The 22,647-nt window shown below is 51.8% G+C and carries 22 protein-coding genes and 1 pseudogene (1 of these 23 cut by a window edge); 14 read left to right on the top strand and 9 right to left on the bottom strand.

Translation table 11 applies throughout. From position 1 onward, the window contains the following. The 3 genes and pseudogenes from GDA54_04035 to GDA54_04025 all read right to left on the bottom strand — a co-directional run. Positions 1 to 438, bottom strand: a pseudogene (locus tag GDA54_04035) (flavoprotein) (it extends 81 nt beyond the left edge of the window). 6 nt (positions 439 to 444) lie between these two features. Then, on the bottom strand, positions 445 to 1,134 hold the full coding sequence (locus GDA54_04030) for a hypothetical protein (protein MBC6497472.1): 690 nt from the start codon (positions 1,132 to 1,134) through the stop codon (positions 445 to 447). After that, positions 1,124 to 1,591 (bottom strand): dihydroneopterin aldolase, encoded by a 468-nt coding sequence (locus GDA54_04025; GenBank protein MBC6497471.1) that lies wholly within the window; start codon positions 1,589 to 1,591, stop codon positions 1,124 to 1,126. Before GDA54_04025 ends, GDA54_04030 begins: the two co-directional genes overlap by 11 nt. A gap of 158 nt (positions 1,592 to 1,749) precedes the next feature. On the opposite strand from GDA54_04025, the gene GDA54_04020 reads away from it, so the two are divergent. The 8 genes from GDA54_04020 (at position 1,750) to GDA54_03985 (ending at position 8,541) form a co-directional block, all read left to right on the top strand. Continuing rightward, positions 1,750 to 2,040 carry a YggT family protein gene (locus GDA54_04020; protein ID MBC6497470.1) on the top strand — a complete coding sequence of 97 codons (291 nt, stop codon included), beginning with the start codon at positions 1,750 to 1,752 and terminating at the stop codon, positions 2,038 to 2,040. Positions 2,041 to 2,063: 23 nt separating this feature from the next. After that, the gene (folD, locus tag GDA54_04015) at positions 2,064 to 2,933 is read left to right on the top strand and encodes a bifunctional methylenetetrahydrofolate dehydrogenase/methenyltetrahydrofolate cyclohydrolase FolD (GenBank protein MBC6497469.1); all 870 of its coding nucleotides are present in this window, start codon (positions 2,064 to 2,066) and stop codon (positions 2,931 to 2,933) included. Continuing rightward, positions 2,930 to 3,781, top strand: coding sequence for a phosphotransferase (locus GDA54_04010; GenBank protein MBC6497468.1), 852 nt, complete (start codon positions 2,930 to 2,932; stop codon positions 3,779 to 3,781). Before folD ends, GDA54_04010 begins: the two co-directional genes overlap by 4 nt. Then, on the top strand, positions 3,762 to 4,793 hold the full coding sequence (locus GDA54_04005; GenBank protein ID MBC6497467.1) for a hypothetical protein: 1,032 nt from the start codon (positions 3,762 to 3,764) through the stop codon (positions 4,791 to 4,793). The genes GDA54_04010 and GDA54_04005 overlap by 20 nt, the downstream gene beginning before the upstream one ends. Positions 4,794 to 4,970: 177 nt before the next feature. Continuing rightward, a complete protein-coding gene (locus GDA54_04000; protein ID MBC6497466.1) occupies positions 4,971 to 5,948 on the top strand; it encodes a zinc ABC transporter substrate-binding protein in 978 nt (325 codons plus the stop codon). Beyond that, positions 5,945 to 6,766, top strand: a complete 822-nt coding sequence (locus GDA54_03995) for a metal ABC transporter ATP-binding protein (protein ID MBC6497465.1) — start codon at positions 5,945 to 5,947, stop codon at positions 6,764 to 6,766. Before GDA54_04000 ends, GDA54_03995 begins: the two co-directional genes overlap by 4 nt. A 14-nt stretch (positions 6,767 to 6,780) precedes the next feature. Further along, positions 6,781 to 7,647, top strand: a complete 867-nt coding sequence (locus GDA54_03990; protein ID MBC6497464.1) for a metal ABC transporter permease — start codon at positions 6,781 to 6,783, stop codon at positions 7,645 to 7,647. Positions 7,648 to 7,650: 3 nt separating this feature from the next. Further along, entirely contained in the window at positions 7,651 to 8,541 is an 891-nt protein-coding gene (locus tag GDA54_03985) for a metal ABC transporter permease (protein ID MBC6497463.1), read from the top strand. Here GDA54_03985 and GDA54_03980 read toward each other — a convergent pair. After that, complete coding sequence (locus GDA54_03980; protein ID MBC6497462.1) at positions 8,507 to 9,703, bottom strand: pyridoxal phosphate-dependent aminotransferase; 1,197 nt, start codon at positions 9,701 to 9,703, stop codon at positions 8,507 to 8,509. The genes GDA54_03985 and GDA54_03980 overlap by 35 nt on opposite strands. An 81-nt stretch (positions 9,704 to 9,784) precedes the next feature. Here GDA54_03980 and uvrB point away from each other — a divergent pair, with 81 nt between their 5' ends. From uvrB to GDA54_03955, 5 genes are all read left to right on the top strand, one after another. Then, entirely contained in the window at positions 9,785 to 11,857 is a 2,073-nt protein-coding gene (gene uvrB / locus GDA54_03975) for an excinuclease ABC subunit UvrB (GenBank protein MBC6497461.1), read from the top strand. Positions 11,858 to 11,877: 20 nt separating this feature from the next. Continuing rightward, entirely contained in the window at positions 11,878 to 12,639 is a 762-nt protein-coding gene (locus GDA54_03970; GenBank protein MBC6497460.1) for an SDR family oxidoreductase, read from the top strand. A gap of 94 nt (positions 12,640 to 12,733) precedes the next feature. Next, the gene (locus GDA54_03965) at positions 12,734 to 13,051 is read left to right on the top strand and encodes an HU family DNA-binding protein (GenBank protein ID MBC6497459.1); all 318 of its coding nucleotides are present in this window, start codon (positions 12,734 to 12,736) and stop codon (positions 13,049 to 13,051) included. Further along, positions 13,048 to 13,434 carry a MerR family transcriptional regulator gene (locus tag GDA54_03960; protein MBC6497458.1) on the top strand — a complete coding sequence of 129 codons (387 nt, stop codon included), beginning with the start codon at positions 13,048 to 13,050 and terminating at the stop codon, positions 13,432 to 13,434. Before GDA54_03965 ends, GDA54_03960 begins: the two co-directional genes overlap by 4 nt. An 11-nt stretch (positions 13,435 to 13,445) precedes the next feature. Continuing rightward, the gene (locus GDA54_03955; protein MBC6497457.1) at positions 13,446 to 14,417 is read left to right on the top strand and encodes an ABC transporter ATP-binding protein; all 972 of its coding nucleotides are present in this window, start codon (positions 13,446 to 13,448) and stop codon (positions 14,415 to 14,417) included. A gap of 24 nt (positions 14,418 to 14,441) precedes the next feature. Here the strand turns inward: GDA54_03955 and GDA54_03950 are convergent, their stop codons facing one another. The 5 genes from GDA54_03950 to GDA54_03930 all read right to left on the bottom strand — a co-directional run bounded on the left by GDA54_03950 (position 14,442) and on the right by GDA54_03930 (position 21,426). Then, positions 14,442 to 15,305: a quinoprotein dehydrogenase-associated putative ABC transporter substrate-binding protein gene (locus tag GDA54_03950; GenBank protein MBC6497456.1), complete on the bottom strand. Its 864-nt coding sequence runs from the start codon at positions 15,303 to 15,305 to the stop codon at positions 14,442 to 14,444. A gap of 51 nt (positions 15,306 to 15,356) precedes the next feature. Further along, on the bottom strand, positions 15,357 to 15,863 hold the full coding sequence (locus GDA54_03945) for a c-type cytochrome (protein MBC6497455.1): 507 nt from the start codon (positions 15,861 to 15,863) through the stop codon (positions 15,357 to 15,359). A 240-nt stretch (positions 15,864 to 16,103) separates the two neighbouring features. Further along, positions 16,104 to 17,951 (bottom strand): methanol/ethanol family PQQ-dependent dehydrogenase, encoded by a 1,848-nt coding sequence (locus GDA54_03940; protein MBC6497454.1) that lies wholly within the window; start codon positions 17,949 to 17,951, stop codon positions 16,104 to 16,106. A gap of 293 nt (positions 17,952 to 18,244) precedes the next feature. After that, complete coding sequence (gene mutL / locus GDA54_03935; GenBank protein MBC6497453.1) at positions 18,245 to 20,200, bottom strand: DNA mismatch repair endonuclease MutL; 1,956 nt, start codon at positions 20,198 to 20,200, stop codon at positions 18,245 to 18,247. Further along, positions 20,200 to 21,426, bottom strand: a complete 1,227-nt coding sequence (locus GDA54_03930) for a hypothetical protein (GenBank protein MBC6497452.1) — start codon at positions 21,424 to 21,426, stop codon at positions 20,200 to 20,202. The genes mutL and GDA54_03930 overlap by 1 nt, the downstream gene beginning before the upstream one ends. A gap of 122 nt (positions 21,427 to 21,548) precedes the next feature. On the opposite strand from GDA54_03930, the gene GDA54_03925 reads away from it, so the two are divergent. Then, positions 21,549 to 22,631, top strand: a complete 1,083-nt coding sequence (locus GDA54_03925) for a flippase-like domain-containing protein (GenBank protein MBC6497451.1) — start codon at positions 21,549 to 21,551, stop codon at positions 22,629 to 22,631. Positions 22,632 to 22,647: the final 16 nt, after the last annotated feature.

Raw genomic sequence — 22,647 nt, 5'->3', positions numbered from 1 at the left:
GTCAATCTCGCGAGGATACACCTTGACCATGCCTTTAGGCGCCATAGAGTCGAGCTCACGCGCCGTATCACAGGGGAAAAAAATACAAGGCACACGACATTTCCCCGCTTGGGCAAAAACATTCGTCAATAAATTATCCGAGATCCCCACGACACATTTCGCCACCGTATTGCTGGACATCGGCGCCATCACAAGAGTGTGATAGAGATTTTTATAAAAACGCGCCACAGGAACAGAACTGGCACTACGCTCCTTGAAAAGACGCACCCCCTTAAGCTTATGGATGTCCTGTCGATACATGGGAAGAAGCTCTTCGCCAGCCTTGCTGATAAAAATATCCACAGACACAAGACGCTCTATCAGCGAGAGCGACTCAGCAAAAAAATGCCCCGACCCCGACAATCCCCATGCCCAACGCTGCTGCGAATAATCCGTCATCAATGATTATCTCGATGTCATCACGGCCCCTTGCTGTTCCCACAAGACAGGAACGCCTATATCATCGCCCCCCATCACCATCCCATGCCACTTATCATGCTCCTGCGCCGTCAGACAAAAACAGCACAGCCCGCCCCTCTCTCGATGGCGAAAAAAAGAGACACCTTTGTCTAATAAACCCTCGTCCTGCAATTGCCATACATACCCCCCCATATGATAAGGCGGACGCGCCTTAACCCAAAATAATCGCTCTGCCCCTAACCATAACGCTAACCACAAGGCAAGAGAATCAGACGTATACGCCCATTGTCTCGGAAGAGGACAGAGCGACTCCTCGCAACAGAGCATGGCACTAGGAAGCCATATCACATGCCTGCCTTGCCGCCACGCACACGCCATCCCTTGAAGCGAGGACGCACAGGAAAAACGAGAGTCCACATGGGAGAGGAAAAAACCATAGAGCTCCATCCCGCGCACCGCTAAATCATGCCCCGCCTCTTCACTCAAGGAAAAAGAACGCCCCATATGACGGGCGCTATCAGCATAAGAACCACCACCCGGAACAATGACAAGAGAACAACGCCGCCTATCCGTCACAGCAAGAACAGATAACCACGCCCGTAAATCCTCCGTCATATCCCCATTCTTTGCTAAACTCCCACCCACCTTAATCACCCATATCGGCCTATCGTTCATGCCTCTCGTCCCTCGCATGAAACAACGTCACCCCCACAGAGCGACAATCATCAAAAATGTCTGGCTTCTCCATCGTCAGAGAGGCACAACAAATACGCTCGTCAACCATCATATGCTCCAAAATGACACCCCCAAGAGTCTCCACCAGCGGCCAGTGATGCTTCGAGGCAATCAAAGAGAGGATAGAATCCTTCACCGTCTCATAACAGACGACATGCGTGATATCACCACTCGCCACGTCCACAGGACGCCGCACGAGCATGTCAACGCTTATCAACAAACGCTGTGCCGTCGTCTTCTCCCTCTCATGGATACCAATACGACAATGACAACATAAGTCACGGATAAAGACGCGATAACAGTCAACAGCGCACATCCCACGCCCCCCATGGAGTCCTCCCTCCATACACCATGCCATGTCCCGCCCCGCCACATCGAAGCATCCCTTTTCTTTCATAGCGCTTATCCTTGTGCTGTCTCTTATGGCGCTCTCCCCATCATCAGAGCATTCTCCTTGCTCTTGCTCTCAAAACAAGGTAAGAATGAGTGTATCACGTCAGCCTCTTTATGACGATATGTTTCTAGCCCTTATCCCCTTGTCATAAACCATGCGCGATGATCGCCCTTTTTAATCTCCTTGATAACATCCTATCGGCCATCACATGGATTGTCATCCTGTCCGTTATCCTCAACTGGCTTATCACCTTTGGGTTTGTGTCTGGAAGCAATAGATTAATCTATGGTATTGCCGATGTCTGCGAACGTGTGAGCTCTTTTCTGCTCTATCCCATACAACGTATCGTCCCACGTATCAACGGCATCGATATCTCGCCTATGATTTTGATCCTCTTCATTATTTTCTTACGTGATATTATCGCAACAAACATGCCTCTTACCCACCCTTAGCACCCGCATGGAGGAGTCACACCATGGCAAAGATTATAGATGGCTTGGCATATGCCGCCAGTTTACGCTCGCGTATCAAAGAGGAAACAGAACATCTTCACAAAAAACATGAGGTGACCTTTGGCCTCAGTGTCGTCCTCGTGGGCGAAGACCCCGCCAGCCAAGTCTATGTGCGCTCTAAAGTCCGACAAACCAAAGAAGTCGGCATGCGTTCCTTCCAACATGTGCTCCCTGCCACCATCACCGAAGAAGACCTCCTCGCCCATGTCCATCGTCTCAATAACGATACCCGTGTGGATGGTATCCTTGTCCAACTTCCCCTCCCCGCCCATATCGATGAGGCAAAAGTCCTCGAGGCCATTGCCCCAGAAAAAGATGTGGACGGATTCCATGCCTCCAATGTAGGCGCCTTGTGGAGCGGATTGGACGGAGTCGCCCCATGCACCCCTCTGGGATGTGTCTTGCTCTTAAAACATTATGTCAAACGTCTCAGCGGGCAACATGCCGTCATTGTTGGACGTTCTAATATCGTCGGCAAACCCATCGCCGCCCTCCTCCTCAAAGAACACTGCACCGTCACCATCGCCCATTCACGCACGCGCGCCCTCGACTCCTTGTGCCAAGAGGCCGATATTCTCGTCGCTGCCGTCGGCATACCGCATATGATAAAAGGCGACTGGGTGAAAAAAGGAGCAAGCGTTATCGACGTCGGCATCAACCGTATCAAAAAAGATGACGGGAAAACGACATTAGTGGGCGATGTGGATTTCGAACAGGCATCGGCTCGCGCCTCCTTTATCACACCCGTGCCCGGAGGCGTCGGCCCCATGACCATCGCCTGCCTCCTGCTCAATACCCTCAACGCCGGAAAAAAACGACAGGCTATCACGTGAACCCGTCGACAAGAGCGCCTCACAATCATCTTCAATACGGATTGTCCGGCTGTCGCCTCCATCTGCTCTCGCCATCCCTTATCCGCAAACAAGCACAGGACAACTACAAGCAACGCCTCGCCCAACAATGCCGTAAGCAACAGCAATTCGAAAGAGTGACATACAACCACATCGCCATCCCCCGTATCCTCGACACAGGGACAGATTTCTTCGATATGGAATACATCCCCTCAAGCAGCTTCCAACAATACTTCCATCGAGCAGGAAGACGCGATGTCCTCTTTATCTTCGATGCGCTACAAGAATTTATCGACTCCCTCATCCAAAAGCAAAAACCTTACCCCCAAGCCGAAACCCTTATCAGAGAAAAACTCGCCGCCATAGAAAAAAACACCCAATACACAGACTTCGTCCACGCCCTACAACAACAAGACTATGATTTCTCCTCTGTCCCACAATCCCCATGCCACGGCGACCTCACACTCTCCAATATGCTCTTCCTAGATAAAAAGATATATTTTATTGACTTTCTTGACTCTTTTCTCAATTCCTTTTTAATTGACCTTGCCAAGCTCAAACAAGACCTCTGTTACTTCTGGTCGGCACACATTCAGGGAAGCCGCTCTCTTCGAGTCTATCAAATAAAACGATTCCTATGGTCAAAGATACAGGCACGCTACGAGCAATACCTCTCGACAGACGTGTACGCCCTCATCGATGCCATGAACATCCTACGTATCGAACCCTATCTCAAAGAACCACGCCAAAAAGCCATTCTTCGCACAATCCTCACCCAAACACCCGCCTATGAATACATTGCTCATACCTATGGCTGGAAAGTCTCGTAGATTTCCCAACCTACGACCAAAATGGATGCTGACACACCCAAAGACACACCGATTCATGGGTGTCGAAGCCATCACAGGATTGAATGTAGATCTGTTCGAGACCATCGTCTTTACATATCTCAAAAGCCATGAGAGCCAATACCAATTCCAAGACGGACTCATACATCAACTCAAAGAACTCGGCATTGAGAGGAAAACAACCTTATGTGCCCTCGATGAAGAAACACACTCTCAATCGGAAACCGTCTACGTAACGATAAAAAAGCAAAACATTGATGGATTTGTCTTCATTAAAGACAGCGACGGCTACTATCAGACAACCATCGAACCCCAAAATCACGTTGTCTTCTACGACATTCACCATATGACAACAGTCGAAGCAGCTGCCAAGAGCTATGTTGTCATGGACCAACATAACGTCATCAATAATATCGTCGAAAAAGAAGTCGTAAGCCCGACCTTCTCGGCTGGAGGATACGGGTTTGGCAACGCCCTGGAATTCTGTGAAACCTATGAAAGCCTCGCACAGCTAGAGGGCGAATGCTATATCAGCCACGTCATCTATGACATGATCCTCAAGGGGCATCGCTTTGTCGGCACGCCATGTCAAGACTATAAGGATTGGGGTACGCTCGATGCATGGAAACGATATTGCGCACAATACTTAACGCTCTTTTGTGATATTGACGGCACCCTCATCACCAATAGATCTGTCCATTTTAAGCCCGGTATCGGCAACGGCGAGCCTCTCCATGAGAATATCGCTTGCCTGCAAAAACGCTATGAAGAGGGACGCTACTACATCGTCCTCACAACGAGTCGCCCTGAATGGGCGCGTGCCACCACAGAAAAAGAACTGAAGAAACACAACATCCCCTATCATCGCCTCCTCATGGGATTGCCCCACGGACAACGTGTCCTTATCAATGATTATGCCGAGTCAAACCCTTACCCCTCTGGTCGCGCCATTAACATCCCCAGAAATGGACGCCAACTGAAGGACTTCCTCTAGTTTTTTTCGCACCATATTGCTAATCTTATTAAGTTTCATTTGCAATAAGGAGTCATATCCCCTATAATACAGCCATAAGGGATAGGGGCGGGTGGCGCGGGATGGGATTTTAAAGGCAGGCTGACACAAGCTGACACAAGCTGACACAGGCTAGCAAAGGAGAAATGATAGTACGCCATGCATAGACAACAAGACACAACGTCTCTCCGCACGTTCTTTCTGAACCTTGCCTCGAGCATGCTCATGCTGGGGCTGATGACAGACATGGCCTTCTCGTCTCAGAAGATGCGTGTTGTCGCAAGCACAGCCTTTATCGGCACAGCCATGCAGGATATTTTAGGCGACACAGCCCATGTGACGACCCTCATGGGGGAGGGGACAGACCCCCATCTGTACCGCCCAAGGCGCGACGATATGGCGACTCTCATGGCGGCCGATGTGATCCTATGGACGGGCGCTGACCTAGAAGCACAACTCGCACGTCCCATACGCGCTTTAGAAAAAACCCAAAAGCTCATCCTCACCCTCATGGACTTTGTGCCAGAAGAGGAACGCCTCAATGCCAAAGGCAAGAGCGCCGACCCCCATATATGGATGGACCCCGTCCTCTGGTCAAACGTGATAGGGACAAGCATAGACGCCATCATCGACCATGCTCCCCTCCATGCGCCTACCTATCGCCAACGTCTCACCATGTTTCAACAACGGTTGGCAGTGCTAGACCAGCAGATTCATACCCTTATCAGCACCATCCCCCACAACGCCCGTATTCTCATCACAGCCCATGATGCCTTTGGCTATTTTGGCAGACGCTATGGCATGCGAGTCGAAGGCATTCAAGGCATGAGCACGGAATCGGAGGCAGGCTTGCAACGCATAGCTTCCTTGATAGACCTCATCATAGAGAAGCGTGTCCCCGCCATATTTGCCGAAGCGTCCGTCAGTCCCCGCCATATAAACGCGCTGATAGAAGGAGCAAGAATGCGCGACTATCCACTACAGCAAGGAGGAAAACTCTTCGCCGACTCCATGGGACATCCCGCCTCACCTGAAGGCACGTTCAACGGCATGATGCTCCATAATGTCGTGACCATAAGCAAAGCCCTCAACAGCACACATCTTGTTCAAACCATCCCGAAGCCTCCTCTTCCATGACCATAGACGGGGCCACCCATGACCAGCCACGGCTCGTGTTACAGCATGTCTCTGTCTCCTACCATCACAGCACATCTCATGCCTTGCAAGATGTCTCGTATCATTCGCCATGGCCTAAGAAAGGAAGTGTGGCAATTATAGGGCCTAATGGGGCGGGAAAATCGACACTCCTCAAAGCCATCCTCGGGCTTACCCCCTTATGTGCGGGACGTATCCTCCTCAACGGAGACACCATCGCCCAAGCATCGATGCCATCCCATACCATGAAGAGACGCCCTTATCATCTACAAAAACATCGCGCTGACAATACCCCTGTATGTCCCCCCATGTGCGCCTATGTGCCACAACAGCATAGCGTCGATTGGTCATTTCCAGCCCATGTCCTCGATGTCGCCTTGATGGGCATGTATCCACGTATCGGCTTTGGACGTCCTATCAAAGAACATCATCGACAAGAAGCCATGCACTATCTGAAACAAGTCCAGCTACAAGAACATCATCACACACCTCTCAAACATCTCTCTGGCGGGCAACGTCAGAGGCTCTTCATCGCCCGCGCCCTCGCCTCCAAAGCGCGTCTCTATCTCATGGACGAACCGTTCTCTGCCATCGACGCCCAAGGTGAAAAAATTATCCTCGACGTCATGGACTCCCTTATCGACAAGCATGTAGCCATTTTTTGCGTCCATCACCATCTCGACGCCGTCAAGAAACATTTCCCCTATGTCATGCTCCTCAATAAGACCATCATCGCCTCAGGCAAGACACAAGAGATTTGCACACCCGCTACGTTACAAAAAGCCTATCTGCCCACATAGGGACGACATCATCGATGTTATCGACCTTTATCCAACATCACTATAATGCCCTCCTCGTCCTTATCACGACAGCCCTCAGCGGCGCAACATTAGGCATGATCGGCGTCCTTGCCTTGATGAGAAAACAAGCCATGCTCAGCGACGCCCTCGCCCACGCCACATTGCCCGGCATTGCCTGTGCCTTTATCCTCTTTGCCGTTGTCTTTCCCGCACAAGCCCATTCCGCGCCTTATCTATGGCTCCTCATAGGCGCGACATGGTCAAGCCTCTGTGCTATCGGGCTGATGACATGGCTCAACCACCATCATGAACTCAGCACAGATGCCGCCATCGCTACAATAATCAGTGTCTTCTTTCCCCTCGGCGTTGTTCTCCTGAGCTATATTCAGACCCTTCCCATCGCTGGACAGGCGGGACTGGACCGATTCCTCTTGGGCTCTGTAGCAACCATGACATTGGATGAAGCGCTCACGACATCACTTCTCGCCATCGCCCTCTCTGTTCTCCTCCTTGTATGGAAAAAAGAGCTCTTTGCCTTTTGTTTCGATGAGGATTTCTGCCACGCCCACCATATAGACCGTGGCTGGGGACAGACAATGATCCTCACCCTTATCCTTCTTGCCACCGTCATAGGACTACAAACCATAGGACTTATTCTCTTGATCGCCCTCCTCATCACGCCTGCCGCCAGCGCATGGCTCGTCACCCGTTCTTTTCGCCAATTGCTTATTGTCTCTATGCTGTTAGGAAGCAGCGCATGCCTTGTGGGAGGAAGTCTCTCTTATCTCTATCCCCATTGGCCTAGCGGCGCGCTGATCGTCCTTATCCTCACAAGCCAGTTCTTCCTCGCTCTCTTGTATCACCGCTATAAAACGACATAAGCCATGACATCCCTTCACTCTTTTCTTGCCATCGATATGCCCGCCTTGCTTGCCGCCAGCCTCTGTGGGATGAGTGCGAGCATGGTCGGTGCTATCTTGCACTATAGACGCGTGCTGTTGATGGGCGACGCGCTCTCCCATAGCGTCCTGCCGGGGATTGTTATCAGCTTTGCCATCACGCACATGGTGTCCCCTCCTATGATGGTCACTGGCGCACTGATAGCAGCCCTTATCACCGTTTGGCTTATCACATGGCTCGACCACATCACCCCCCTCTCCACCCATAGTCTTATGGCGATCATCTTAACAAGCATGTTCGCCTTAGGTGTCACCTTGTTAGAACGTCTCGACCTCAGTGGTCTCCACATCGATATTCAACATGCGCTCTTTGGCAATCTGTCGGCCATCATCGCCCCAACATGGATGGAAGGGACAGGTATGACTCTTGCCCGATGGACTGACATGCTCTCTCTCCCCATACGTTTTCTTGCGTTCTCTTTTCTGTGTGTGGCGTCCTTCGTCTTCACTTTTCGTAAGGAGTTGGCTCTCCTGTGCTTCGATGAGGACTATGCCAAAAGCATCGGCTATAACGCGCCGTTTCTTCGCTATGGTTTTGCCTTTATTCTCGCTCTGACACTTGTGTCTGCCTTTCAGGCTGTCGGGGCGGTCCTTATTATCACACTTCTCACCTGTCCTATCCTCACGGCATCGCTCCTCTCTATGCGCCTTATCCCACAAATGGTGCTTGCCATTCTTCTATCACTGCTTGCCGTCTTCTGTGGCTACACCATCGCCGTCATCACCTCGCTCAACGCCGCTGCTGTGATCGCCCTCACCAGTGCCATACAATATGGTGTCGTCACGCTTTACGTAAACGCTCGCAAGCGCGCTTGATACGACGACACGCCTCTTGGAGCAACTCGAGAGAGGTGGCATAGGACACGCGAAAATATCCCTCACAACCAAAGGCCGTGCCAGCAACCAGCGCGACTTTCTCCTCCGATAAAATATAGTCAGCAAAATCGATATCGCTCTTTATCCCTCCCTTGCCTAAAAGAGGACGACAGCACACAAACACATAGAACGCCCCCTCAGGCATACGACATGATAGTCCCTCCACATCATTCAAAAAATTCACAACATAGTCACGCCTCTCACGAAAACGCTCGTTCCGTTCGACAAGAAAATGTTGCTCACCTAAGAGCGCCTGAGCCGCCGCATGCTGACTAATGGAACAGGGATTAGACGTGCTCTGAGACTGAATCTTCGCCATCGCCCCGATCACATGACGATCACCACCAGCAAAGCCAATGCGCCATCCCGTCATCGAATAGGCTTTCGAGACACCATTGACAGTCAAAACACGTGGCTTCATGGCGGGGTCAACGGACGCCATCGTCGCAAAAACATCGGACGCATAGACGATATGCTCATACATATCATCGCTCATCACCCAAACATGGGGAGCATCTTTTAAAACGTTGGCAAGAGCCTGCAACTCTTGCCGACTATAGACGGCGCCGCTCGGATTGCCCGGTGAATTGAGCACCAGCCATTTCGTCCGCTCTGTCATGGCTTGACGCACCATGGCGGGAGAGAGCTTGAAACCCTGCTCTTCACCACATGACACAATGACAGGCGTGCCACCCGCCAATTTCACCATATCGGGATAGGAGACCCAGTAAGGCGCGGGAATGATGACCTCGTCGCCTACATCCAACGTTGCCATAAAGGCATTATACAAAACTTGCTTGCCACCAACGCCGACGATGACTTCATCATCGGTATATGTCAGATTATTGTCGCGCTTGAATTTATGGCGTATCGCCTCTTTTAATTCAGCCGTGCCAGCCACTGCCGTATAACGTGTCATATCGCTACGTATGGCATCGATGCCTGCCTCTTTGACACTGTCGGGGGTGGGAAAGTCTGGCTCGCCAGCGCCCAAACTGATCACATGAGCACCTTGTGCTGCCATGGATGCCGCCTTTTTCGTCACGGCAAGAGTCGGTGACGGCTTGATATGGGCCATCCGCTTGGAAAGAATCGATGACATGGAGATACGTCTCTTATCGTTATGCACCCCCCATAGTCTATAGTATAGTAGTCCCAAGCAACACTAAAAAAGCTCCATTTCATGGTCACATCATCACCAACAGAGAAACCCTTTCGCTTAGTCTCCGACTTTTCACTGGCAGGAGACCAACCATCGGCTTGCGCCCAGCTGACCCACGCCATTGCCCAGCATGAAAAAAACCTTGTCCTCTTGGGTGTCACAGGCTCTGGCAAGACGTTCACCATCGCCCATACGATAGAGAAACTCCAACGTCCTACCCTTATCATTGCCCCCAATAAGACACTCGCCGCCCAGCTGTTCGAAGAAATGAGAGGCTTTTTTCCCCATAATGCTGTCAATTATTTTGTCTCCTATTACGACTACTATCAACCTGAAGCCTATGTCCCCGGACGAGACCTCTATATCGAAAAAGAATCCACCACCAACGAACATATCGACCGCATGCGCCACGCCGCCACGCGCGCCCTTCTGGAACGCAAAGACGTCATCGTCGTCGCCAGCGTCTCCTGTATCTACGGCATTGGTGATAAGGACACCTATGGCCGTATGACAATCTCTCTGCGCAAAGGACAAACATGGGAGCAAACGACACTCTTGCGTCACATTGTAGCACTGCACTACAAACGCAACGATACCCATTTCCACCGCGGCACATTTCGCGTGCGAGGCGACAATATCGAGCTCTTTCCCTCCCATTACGAGGATAAAGCATGGCGTATCGCCTTCGATGACGATGTCATAGAGACAATCAGTGAATTCGACCCCCTCACAGGGGCTCTCTCAGCCCACAGAGACCATATTCACATCTACAGCAATAGCCACTATGTCACGACAAAACCCGCCCTGACGAGAGCCATGACATCCATACGCCAAGAACTCCTTGAACAGAAAAAGCGTTTTCTCCAAGAGAATAAATTATTGGAAGCACAACGTATAGAACAACGCACCCAATTCGACTTAGAGATGATGGCCGCCACAGGAAGTTGTCAAGGCATCGAGAACTACTCACGCCACCTGACAGGGCGCGCGCCGGGCAAGCCACCGCCAACCTTGTTTGAATATCTTCCAGACAATGCCTTGCTTGTTATCGACGAATCCCACGTCACCGTGCCACAATTAGGCGGGATGTATCGAGGGGATTACAAACGTAAATCCACACTGGCACAATACGGATTTCGCTTGCCGTCATGTGTCGATAATCGCCCGCTGACCTTCGAAGAATGGGACGCCATGCGCCCGCAAACGATTTTCGTCTCGGCAACACCGGGCTCTTGGGAGTTAGAGCGCACGCAAGGCGCTGTCATAGAACAAATCGTTCGCCCCACAGGACTCGCTGACCCTCCCTGTATCGTCCGCCCTGCCGACCATCAAGTCGATGACCTCATCAAAGAATGTCGCGCCGTCATCAAGAAAGGACAACGTGTCCTCGTCACAACCCTCACCAAACGTATGGCTGAAATGCTCAGCGACTATCTGCTCGAACTGGATATAAAAGTCCGCTATATGCACTCCGATATTGATACCCTCGAACGTATCGACATCATACGCCAACTACGACAAGGAACAATCGATGTCCTTGTGGGCATTAACTTACTACGCGAAGGGCTCGATATTCCAGAATGCGCCCTCGTCGCCATCCTCGATGCCGATAAACAAGGCTTTCTACGCTCAAAAACGTCACTCATACAAACCATAGGACGCGCCGCGCGCAACATAGAAGGACGCGCTATCCTCTATGCCGATACCATCACGGCAAGCATGCAATACGCCATCTCGGAAAGTACAAGGCGTCGAGAAAAACAAGAAGCCTTCAATAAAGAGCACAATATCACGCCACAAACCATTGTCAAAACCATGCATAACGATGCCTATACGCCCTTTGATAAAGATTACCTCACCATCGATACAGAACAGCCAACCCACGCCACCACAAGAACAGAGAACGGACAACATCGTCCCGCACACGACAGAAAAGAGACACGCGAAGAAAGAGAGCGCCTGAAAAAAGAGATGCTTGACGCCGCTGACAACCTAGACTTCGAACGCGCCGCCCTCCTACGCGATACGCTCAGGCAATTAGAGCATGAAGACATCATGCCCCTCGCCAAAACACAGGCAAAAACAACAGCGTGATACACAAAAACGCCCATCCCGTGACAACACAACACACACAGAAAGATAAACCCCTCATGGTCATCACCGGCGCATCACGACGTATCGGCGCGACACTGGCCAGATTTTTTTCTCCCCACTGGCAATTAGCACTCCATGCGCGCCAAGACAATGACGATATACAGACGCTCTCCCGCCAATTAGCACAGAAAGGAGGTATCGCCCTCGTGTTTTTTGCCGATTTTCGCACAACAGGTGAGCGTTCCACCCTCATCCCGAACATCATAAAACGCATGGGAACAGCGCCTCAATGCCTTATCAATAACGCCTCCGTCTTCTTAAAAGATAGCTTACGGAAAGAACAGCCCGACCATTGGCATGAGAATATCCTTGTCAATCTCCATGCCCCCATGCAGCTCATACGCTCCTTCCACATACATCGCCCTCGCCACACACCATCATGCGTCATCAATATCACAGACCAAAGAGTCCTCAATCCTACGCCCTACTTCATGAGCTACACGCTCAGTAAATCTGCTCTCCATACCTTGACCCACACGGCAGCACTGGCGTTAGCACCCCATGTGCGCGTCAACGCCATCGCGCCGGGCCCCGTCATGCCCGACTCAACCCAAACCGACGAGGCATTTCGTCGCCAGTGCCTCGCCATGCCCCTACAACAAGGAGGAGACCTCAAAGATATATGCCACGCCGCCCAATTCCTCACAGAAGCCTCCTCCGTCACAGGACAAACCATCGCCGTCGACGGAGGACAACATCTTGGCTATAGACACACGTCATAATACACTTCCCTCGATGGACGCTATCGGCTATGCTTGCCCTGTTCCACATGGGCGCACATGCAAGGTGATAGAGGCAAAACGATAGAGGATTCTCATGAAAAAATCTTTGACTCGGGCGGGCATAGCTGCCCAATTGGAAGAGAAATTTTGCATGCCCCGCAAAGCCGCCCTCTCTTTTGTCTATGATATGTTCGACGTCATGGCGTGCCATCTACAAAAAGGACAGCATGTGAAAATATCCTCCTTCGGTACATTTCGAATCCTCCATAAAAAAGAACGGACGGGACGCAATCCCAAAACGCAAGAAAAGGCCATGATTGCCGCACGGCGTGTCGTCAGCCTACGCCCCTCATCCTACCTACGCGCCCATATCAATGGCGAACAAGAACATCGATATAAAAAAATGCTATGATAAAAGAGCCCTCGCAAAAAACACAGGAACAGCTTCTGCCCATAGGCGATGTGGCACAGAGTCTCAACCTACCGCCTCATGTCTTACGCTACTGGGAAACCCAATTCATCCATCTTAGGCCCCTCAAAAAATCCGATAAAAGACGCTACTACCGTCAAGAAGATGTCGCCCTCCTTAAAGTCATCAAACGATTCCTCCACACCGAGGGCTATACGATCAAAGGGGCATGCCGTCTCTTGAACGGGAAAACGCCGCCAGACCTTGATGCGCTCTCCCAACAACCCTTCCCTCTCTCATCGCCTCGCGCCTTGCTACGCCAATCCCTGCAAGATGCCTTGAAAGAATTAGAGCATGCGCGCACATGGCTCGAGACACCACCATAAATCATCCCACCATGACACAGAGCACAAACAACAATCACCAAACACCCGATGCCGCTATCAAAGCAGACGCTGTCTATAAGCAGTACAAAACGAAAAAGCATCATCCTCCCTACGCCCTAGAGAATTTTTCTCTGACAATCCCTCGAGGCTCGTTATTCGGGTTGCTAGGGCCCAACGGCGCCGGCAAATCGACCTTTATCAATATCCTTGCCGGCATTGTGCGTAAGACATCGGGCACCATCACCATCTGGAATGTGGACATCGATACCAATCACCGAGAGGCGAAAATGTATATTGGTGTCGTGCCACAGGAACTCAACCTCGACCCCTTTTTCACACCAAGAGAAATGCTCGACCTCCACGCTGGCCTCTATGGTATCCCCCGTGCGAAAAGACAGACAGACGCCCTCCTCGAAACGGTAGGATTGAGCCATAAGAGCGACGCCTATGCCCGCACCCTCTCTGGCGGTATGAGAAGACGACTGATGATGGCAAAAGCCATGGTCCACACACCACCCATTCTTGTCCTTGACGAACCAACAGCAGGTGTCGATATCGAATTACGACAACATCTCTGGAAGCAAATCCGCACCCTTAATGCGCGAGGCGTGACCGTCGTCCTCACAACCCATTATCTCAACGAAGCCGAAGAACTCTGCAAAGATATTGCCATTATCGACAAAGGAAAAATTATCGCCAATGATAAGACCGACAACCTTCTCGCCCATATTGAAAAAAAAGAAGTCGTTATCACCATTGAAGAGCCTCTACAGAACATCCCCGCCAGCCTCAAACATTATGACCTGTGCCAGAACACACCACACCAACTACGATTTTCTTATGCGCCAAGAAAAACCGCCCTCCAACCATTGATAGAAGCCCTCCAAAAAGAACATATCCGTATCCGCGATATCACAACAAGACAGAGCGACCTCGAAGATGTCTTTATCAAATTAACACGCCCATCCCATAGCACCCCATAAGACGATGCAACACACGTGATACTTTTAGCGCCTTAACGTGGGACGCAAAGGAAGGGTAGGCACACCATGCTTTTGTAAGACCATGCCGATCTCGTCTCTTTTCTCGCGTAAAAACACATTCAGGGTGCGCTTCCAATCATTCTCACCAGCGCGCACACCCATCGTCATAAGAAAGTCCATCTTGCCATGACCTTGGTCTGTCGATTCTAAAGGAATCATCTCAACATCGATAGCTTCCTGTTTGGCATAGTAAGCGGCAACGGGACCCGACATATACACAATGTCCGTCAAACCATTTTTTAAGTCACGCACCATATCACGCCCCACCGACTCTTTGCGCGTATCAAAAAAAAGGTTGTAGGGACGCACACGGGACATGAGGTTGTAACGATGAATGACAAAATTGGTTGGCGTGCCAGCCACAGTGCCAATACGCAATGTTGCTAATTGGGGATGGTCAGGGCGGTCTACGACAATACCAGAGTCCTTCAGATACATCATAACATAGCCCCACCGATAATAAGGATTGGTGTTCAGCACCAAGTCATCGCCACTGGTCGTGCCAATGATGACGTCACACTTCTTCTTGGTGAGCGTGTTGCGCACAAAGCCTATCACTTGCGGAAACCATTCATAGACAAGGCGACGGTCAAGCCACTCTGCCAACATGGACGCTATCTCATTCTCAAAACCTTCCCCCTTATCATTGGAAAAAGGCAGGTTAGACGGGTCAGCACAGACGCGAAGATTCTCCTGATCCACAGCATCGATACTGATGCCACGCGCCTCACCCGCACGAGGAAACACCAAGAGCGCACAGGCAAAAAATACAGAGAGAAGACAACACACCCCGTACGTGACGACGTCACCCTGACGACAGCTCTCCATCCTCTATGCCTCCTCACATCATCTCAGGCATCTCGGGCGATCACGCGCCCCCTACTCCTCTTCAACAATCTTAGGAAGTTTGGGAGGGCGAGGACCTCGACGCAACTTGCCATCATGACGCATGCTTAAATAGCGGTAGATATTGTCTAGGTCGCGTATGACGTTGGGATTCGTGCCGAAGGCGGGCATCACATTACCCTTCTGTGCACCTTGTTCCTCGTTTTTCCCATTCACGGTGACATCGATAAATCCCTCATAATCAAGATAGTCGAGGGAGTCCTTCAGCGCTGGCGCGTAAGTACTGCCCATGCCATCAGGCCCATGGCACACATGGCATTCCGCATGATAGATACGCCACCCGCGATACGTAGAAAAATCCATCCAACCATAGACAGGCTTCGCATCCTCGCCGCTCCCCTCGTAGTACAGGGCGTTTCCGCTATCGCCTAGGACATAATAATATGTTGGGACGTCATCATCATCATACTGAGCCGGCACCCCCTCTGGCACTGGTGAAGTGGCAAAGGCAACAGGCACAGAGGCAATAGACCACAGCATCACCATAGAGAAAACAAAAAAACAGCGATATATCATAAGAATTCTTCCTACCCAATTATAAGATTTTACCCAAAAAACATGCATACCCTTGTCGAAACGCGCCCCAAAAAAACAACTCACCTCAAGACATCAACGCCACGACATCGGGAAAAGGACAGGAAGGGAGACACACAAAGTGTGCCTCCCCTCCTTGGGGACCACCCCACACGAGTCTCGTGTGACCGAGACATCTCTCTATCGTTAGAGAGAGAAGACGTTCAAGACGCCTCCCAGTTTCGTGTAGTTGTGGAGTGCCTTGTAAGCACCGACAGCACCCAAACCAGCTGTATCCTCCGTCAGTCCAGCAGCAAGGCCGATACCAGCCCAACCACCGACACCAGAAAGAACGCCGATATATTGTTTGCCATCATGCATCCAGGTATTCGTATTACCGATGATACCCGAAGCGGTCTTGAACCTGAAGAGTTCCTTACCAGACTTCGAATCAACGGCTTTTAGAAACCCTTCAAGGGTGCCATAGAAGACAACATCGCCTGCTGTGGCAAGAGCGCCAGACCAGACTGAGAAGGGCTCAGGAATAGACCATAAAATCTTTCCTTCGCCAGCATCCCACGCGATGAAGTTGCCGAGATGAGTCCCGCCAGGAGCAGGATACATGCTCAATGTCGCACCCACATAGGCGTTACCAGCCACATAGTCGACCTTAAACGGCTCGTAATCCATGCACACATGATTTGTGGGCACGTAGAAGATACCAGTCTTAGGTGAGAAAGAAGCCGGCTGTTGGTCCTTCGTGCCAAGAGCGGCAGGGCAAATCCCTGTCGTATTGACATCTTCACCATTTTGCGCCGTGGAGTAGCGGCTGACGACTTGAGGACGTCCCGTCTTCATATCAACATGGGTTGCCCAGTTGACAGTGGGATCATACTTCTCTGCCACGAGAAGCTCACCCGTCACACGGTCCATCGTATAGGCAAAGCCATTACGATCGAAGTGAACAAGAGCCCTGCGTCTCTTACCTTTCACGGTAATGTCAGCAAGAATCATCTCGTTGACGCCATCATAGTCCCACTCGTCATAAGGGGTCATCTGATAGAGCCACTTCGCCATCCCTGTGTCAGGATTACGAGCATTGATCGTCATCGTCCACTTGTTGTCGCCGGGGCGAACAACAGGATTCCACGTGCTCGGATTGCCTGTCCCATAGTAGAGAAGGTCAGCATCAGGATCCCAAGCATACCATCCCCAGATAGAGCCACCGCCCGTCTCCCACTGGTCGCCTTTCCAAGTGTTGAGGCTGGAATTAGCGCCAATAGGCTTGCGGAGCTCCGTGGTGCGCTCAGGGTCTACGAGCATTTCCTCGTCAGGACCCGTCGCATAGGCACGCCATACACGAGAACCATCCTTCATGGAATACATGGTCCAGTTACAACGGACACCAAACTCGGCACCCGAACAACCAATACCAACCTTATCCTTGATGATGAAGGGAACACCCGTGCCTGTGGACGCAGATACACCGCGCTTGCCCACACCAGAATGCATGTTGGTCACTTTCCACTTCTCGCGTCCGTTCTCTGCGTCTAACGCAATAAGAGTCGTGTCCGCAGCATGCAAGAAAATCGTGCCGTCACCAGCACCTTCACCTTCCGCATACGCCACGCCACGATTCACATTATCGCAACACATAACGCTGATCACACGATCCATGGTCTCGCCACTAGGATACTTACCGCCCTTCACGGGATTATATTCCCATATAATCCGCGCATCATCATCCAAATCAAGCGCAAACACTTTGTTTGGAATGGGGGTGTGGATATACAACACGTTGCCGACCACCAAGGGGCCACCCTCGTGACCACGAAGAACGCCCGTGGAAAAATTCCACGCCATCTTGATGCGACCGACATTACCACGATTGATCTGAGTCAAACGAGAATAACGGTGTGCTGCATAGTTACCTGTTGGCATGACCCATTGCTTGGGATCGTCCTGATTCTTCAGCAACCAGTCATTCGCATGGGAAAGCCCAGGAACGACCGATAACACCAAAGCAACCAGAGATAACTTGACAATACGATTCATCGATTATCTCCCGTATTCATGGGTTGAGTAGGGCCAAAGAGACAGGACATACACCCCATCACATGTCCCTACCACTATCATACAAGAACCCCCTCTCAATACCCACCATCACAACCCCGCCAATGTCGAGAGGGCCCTCTTTAGCCTGCTCCCTCCCGTCTCCACAACGGCAAAAGACCGAAGAAAGACGGAGCGGTGGAACAGACCACTTGACTATATGCGATTTTTTGCACCCATCGTCAACTTTTTTTATGAAAGATTTTATGTTCCACTAACACACCAAGACACGCTCCCTAACGCCTCTCAAAAAGGGACTCGATATCGGCTTTACGCAACGTCACATGGGTAGGACGCCCGTGATTGCACTGACCAGAAAAAGGAGTCCGCTCCATAGAACGCAATAAATGATTCATCTCCTCCAAAGAGAGCACACGACCAGCGCGTATAGACCCATAGCATGCCATTTTTGCCCATATCCGCTCCATGGTCCTCTCCATGGGCGTCTCGAGGAGCGCCTCGTGGGATTGCCCCTCACCCCCGCCACCCATGAAAGACTCCGCTAACGCGCTCACAAGGCCTTTGTAATCAGCATGCCCTAACATGGACGGCACTTCACGCACCAAAACCCCCTTGCCAAAACGCTCGAGGACAAGACCCGATGACGCCAAAAGAGACGCATGCTCTAAGAGAACATCAACCATAGACTCCTCCATCTCGATAATATCAGGAACAAGCAAACGCTGACGCTTGATCGTCTTCTCTGATGCCTGCGCCTTGAGACGCTCATAGACGAGACGCTCATGGGCCGCATGCTGGTCGATAATGGCAAGCCCATCGACCGTTTGAGAAATAATGTAGCACCCATGGAGCTGGCATTGGGCAACCCCTAAAGCCCCCACATCCTCTACAAGAGAGCCCGTCAATGACGCCTCGCTTGTTTGTGACGATAGGGGCGCTGTCCCGTGGTGACGTCCATGCCCGTCATGTGCATGGTGGGGAGGCGCATGGTGAGGAGGCACATGGTGGGGAGGCGGGCGCGTGTCATCATGGAAGGCGCTGAGAGGGCCGAAGGCGCGTCCTGGGTCGTTCGTGTCGAGGACGGACTCTTTATGCTCTTGGGCGAGCTGCCTCTGGACATGCCCATGGCGCGCGTCGCCTCCCTGACCAGCACGCCCGACAAAGGCGCGCGCCAAATGGCTCGATGTCTTGTGCTTTGCTGTGGCTAAGGTCTCGTGGATACGGCGCATGAGCATCGAACGTAATGCCCTGACATCACGGAAACGCACCTCCGCCTTTGCTGGATGAACATTCATATCCACATCCTCCCATGCGCAATGCACGAACAACAAAGCCACGGGAAAACGGCCATGGGGGACATAATCTTGGTAGGCGGCGCGCACCGCCCCATAAATAACCTTGTCTTGCACGGGACGCCCATTAACGAAGAGAAAGATTTTCCTGCCATGGCGCTCATGCAAGGTGGGAAGCCCGCAATATCCCTCGACATCGAGCATAGGGTCGTTCTCCCTCGCTATAGGGATGGCGTTATCCATCAGGTCAGCGCCTAAAAGGCGTATCGCCCGCCCCAAGACAGCGTCCAAGAACGCCGTGTCCTCGCCATAGGCCGCATACAGATGAGGCTTCTTCTCGTCAAAACGCCACACAAAACGCACAGAGGGGTAGGCAAGGACAAGCCTCGTCAAAACATCTTGGATATAGGCATATTCCGTTGCCATCGACTTAAGGAACTTGAGGCGAGCGGGCACGCGACCAAACAATTCTTCGAGGCATATCTTTGTCCCTTCCCGCACGTCGGACGCAAACACATCACCCTTTTGTGTGCCATAGTCAATGGTGAGCCCATACCCCTGTGTCGCCCCTCGCGCTCTCGAGTGCATCGTCAAGACACCCACAGAGGCCATAGATGGAAGCGCCTCCCCCCGAAAGCCAAGTGTGCGGGCTTGAAGGGTATCACCCTCCAATTTCGATGTCGCATGCCTCTTCACCGCCAAGGACATGTCTGAACGCCCCATCCCAACGCCATTATCAGCCACTTGTATCAGCACAGTGCCACCACCACGCACGACAATATCAATGGAGGTGGCATGGGCGTCTAAACTATTCTCTACCAACTCGCGCAATGCCGATGCCGGACGTTCGATGACTTCACCAGCCGATATCTGATTGACAATATGCTCAGGCAAGACACGTATCGTCGCTGTCTTTGGCGCTTCTGTGCTTTCTCCCATCAGAGTCCCTCTATCGTTATGCCACGCCCGTTGAAACGGATTGTCGTGCGCAATTTGCCGTCAGCAACGGCTGGCTGGTCAAAAGGATTGATACCCCATAGGCGACACAAGGTATATGTCTCGACCATGCACTGAACAATCAACGCCCCTAAAACATCCTCCCCTAGTGTATCATAGGTGATGACGCGCACAGGCCTTCCTCGTGATAATAAAGCGTCTTGTGTGCCAAGGCGACAATCTTGCTGGAGGGCGCATAAGGCGTGCGCCGCCTCTTTCTGCTCTCGCTGTCCTATCACGGTATAGGTCTTGTCGTCCTCGCCCTCCAACCATAATTGCAACTGACTATGCTGGTCTCTGGGCCCCATCGCCTCGAAAGGCGTCAAGCCTTGTCCCGCCTTACCAAGACTCTCTGCCCACAGCTGCCGATACCAACGCAACAAGCCATAGAGCCTGTCGCCATACCCCATGCACACGCTGATATGTCGCCCTTGACGTCTCTGTGCGTCATGCCACAACACATGGTCTCGAAGCACCCCTTGCCCTTCTCCCCACACAGCCCATTGCGCATGGGCTTGCCCAGCACGACATACAGCATCCATATCGACGCCAGCAAGTAAGCCTATCAGCACACCCACTTCACGCAAAGGCGAGAAACGCCCTGACACGCGCTCATCGAAGCACACAAGGTCGACACCCTCCCGCAACGCCATCGCACCAAGCGCGCTGTCCCGCTCACCGAGCACCACCATGCCATGCTGTGATAATAAGACACCCTGAGAACGCAACCATGTCGAAACATAACGCCACTGCCAAATCGTCTCGAGCGTCTCGCCACTACGAGAAATAAAGACATAACAGGTGGACGCCACCCCATATTGCCCATCCTCCATCAGGCAACGCAACGAAACGCGGTCAATGCTGTCACAGAGGACAAGAGACTGCCCCCCCCATGCGCCCACCATACCACCATAGAGAGGCAACGCCCATGCGCTGTATATATGTCCGCACGACAAGGAAGCGCCAGCCCCAAAAACAATCACACGGGCGTAGCGCGCCTGAAGAGAACGCACCTTATCCTTGATGGTCTGCATCATAGAAGCGCTGAGGGCATCTAAGAAGAGTCCGTCCACATCCTTGTTGATAGCCTTCACCCCATCGAGAGCAGCTTCATAACCCTCATACCCCTTATGGGATGAAAGAATGGCGAACTGGTGAAAAATAGACATATCCCCTCACAGAATCTTTATCCCCCGCCATGCGAAAATAGGCATGGACAATCTGTCGCACGTTGCCACTATCCTATGTATTCATGCCTCCCATGATAAGATGATGATAAGATGATGACAAGATGATAGGCTCTCTCAACAATCCTTTCACGATGCTCAAGAAGCTGCTCACCGTCCTCTTTTATCTTGCCACAACCATCGCTGGTCTCGGTTTGCTCATATGGCTCATCGATGATTATGACATGCACGCCATCATGGCACAATGGGGACATGTGGGCGTCCATGGCTATATGACGATCGTCCTCTATCATATGGTGACGGTCGCCCTGTCGGCTCTGGCATGGTGGTATCTCCATCCCTCCCTTCCCTTCCTCGCCTTTTTTGAGGCGCGCACGGTGCGCGAGTCAGCAAAATTGCTCTTGCCCCTTGCCCAAATTGGCGGTGATATGATCGGCATGCGCCTCTTGATCTTGCGTGGCGGCAAGGCGACCCCTGTGATTACCGCGACGGTTGGCGATATTACCCTCGAAATTGTCAGCTTGTTCCTCTTCATAGGACTCGCCATTATCTCTCTGGCGTTCTTTTATAGCGAACACGCCATGGCCCATATCATCACCGCCTTTCTCATCGGCTGGGTGCTGGCGTTTTTTGTCCTCTGCGCCTTTGTCATCGCCCAACGTTATGGACTCCTGCACCTTATCGATAACGCCATCCTCGCCATCAGCAAGCCTTTATTAGCCCTCAAAGAGTCCTCAGGACGCGCGTCACAAACATCGCAAGGGTCGTCAGCGCCATCTCTCATGGGTCTCCATGCCTCACTCAAAGCCCTCTATGAACGCCCCTCGCCCCTCTTTAAGAGTTTCACAACCCATCTCATCGCATGGGTTGTCAGTGGGACTGAATTATGGCTTATCTTCTGGCTGATAGACGCCCCCATCACGTTCACCCAAAGTTTGATCTTAGAAGCCCTCGTGCAAGCCATCAAGAGCGCCGCCTTCATCGTTCCCGCCGCCATTGGCGTGCAAGAAGGCGCTTTCATTTTGGTCGGAAGCGCCCTCGGTATCGGTGGAGAAACGGCTCTGCTCGCCTCCCTCATGACAAGGGGACGACATCTCCTGCAAGGTATTCCATCTCTCCTCTGGTGGCATATGCTGGAAAGCCATCGCCTACGACGAAACACACACGCCCAAAATTCCTTAACATAGACGACAAAAATATCTA

The organism is Alphaproteobacteria bacterium GM7ARS4 (genome assembly GCA_014332745.1).
In the GTDB taxonomy this organism is placed as follows: Bacteria; Pseudomonadota; Alphaproteobacteria; order GM7ARS4; family GM7ARS4; genus GM7ARS4.
Note: the sequence above shows the minus strand (reverse complement) of the source record. Positions and strands in the feature narration are given on the sequence as shown.